This is a genomic window from Caproicibacter fermentans, assembly GCF_009746625.1.
Classification (GTDB): Bacteria; Bacillota; Clostridia; order Oscillospirales; family Acutalibacteraceae; genus Caproicibacter; species Caproicibacter fermentans.
Genome location: NZ_VWXL01000038.1, coordinates 1 through 1202, shown reverse-complemented (window position 1 = coordinate 1202; position 1202 = coordinate 1). Strand labels below are relative to the sequence as shown.

Genomic DNA, 1202 nt, shown 5'->3' with positions numbered 1-1202 from the left:
ATTTTCTTAACACCTTTCCGTCTTTGTCCAAAGTAGCTTTTCTTTCTCCACTTGGATTTTTAAGTTTCCATTCGCTCCCACCATGCGAATTATCTCCTGCTCTATCCTTTTCGATAGTCCATCCCCCTTTTTCTTTGTATTTTACTGATTTTCCAGACACTTTCTGATTGAATTTTCCTAAGTCAACGCTGTTTCCTGATCTCAATCGTGATGGGATACTATCAATGACACTCTGCAGAGCACGCTGTTCAGCAAACCAGTTGGTCACTGTATTATATAGCCATGTACCAGCCGCTACGGCAACTCCGGCAACTATAATAGCTCCCGTGGCTGTAATAAGCACCTCTCCCAAGCCGGGAATAAAATAGGCTCCAGCAGCAATTGCTGCACCGGCGACCGCAGATCTCATTTGTTTTTTAGATCCTTGGGATATTGGCGTTGCTTCACCTAATAGCGAAATAAATTCTTCTTGACTATAATAATTCCCATTGATGTAGACACCTTGTTCCACAATTGTAACAGATGCTGTCTTCCTAGATGACACTTTTGATTCTGCTGCAAAAGCCGAAATGCAGGTGGAAAAAATTAATGCCAACGTTAATATAGAACTAATTACCATTTTGAACTGCTTATTCATATTGTATACCTCTTTCTTTTAAATATCTATGCACTTATTCCCTGCGAATCTTAGAATATTTAGCCATTGTATATCTTCCCAACCTAAAAAGTACGTTTTATTGACGAAAAACGACTTGTTTACCCGCCGAAACAATACTCTTGTATAGTTGCGATTCCGAGGACTTCTTCGGCTAGTTTCTGAATTGACTTACCGACATCTGCTTTCACATTTGGCGGTATAGCATTTCCTGCTTTGGCATAGGCAATCAGAGCGGCGGCGGCTTTTTTTACACCACCGATAGCTTTAACATATTTCCTGATTTTGAGTAGCTTGGCACCTGCAAATACGGTTCCACCAATAACCACCGTAATAGCAGCCGCACATTTAGCTCCATCCCAAAAATCTTGTGTTGTAATCTCATTGGAGCTTACCATAAGTTCTTTTTGAGTTTTAAACTCTAAGGAACCTCTGATTTAATCCGCCCCTCTACCGAAGAGAGGAGAACTCTGGTAAAATAGAACTATCAATTCACAGGCGGTGCAGAGAAATGAAAAAGCAACAAACTTTTACGGATATCGAATAT

At 40.4% G+C, this 1202-nt stretch carries 2 protein-coding genes; both read right to left on the bottom strand.

The window, feature by feature from the left end; genetic code table 11:
- Window positions 1-637, bottom strand: a 637-nt coding sequence (locus CAFE_RS06185) for a hypothetical protein (protein WP_156990124.1), incomplete at its 3' end; no start/stop codon positions are given.
- Window positions 638-756: 119 nt separating this feature from the next.
- A complete protein-coding gene (locus tag CAFE_RS06180; RefSeq protein WP_156990123.1) occupies window positions 757-1053 on the bottom strand; it encodes a hypothetical protein in 297 nt (98 codons plus the stop codon).
- Window positions 1054-1202: the final 149 nt, after the last annotated feature.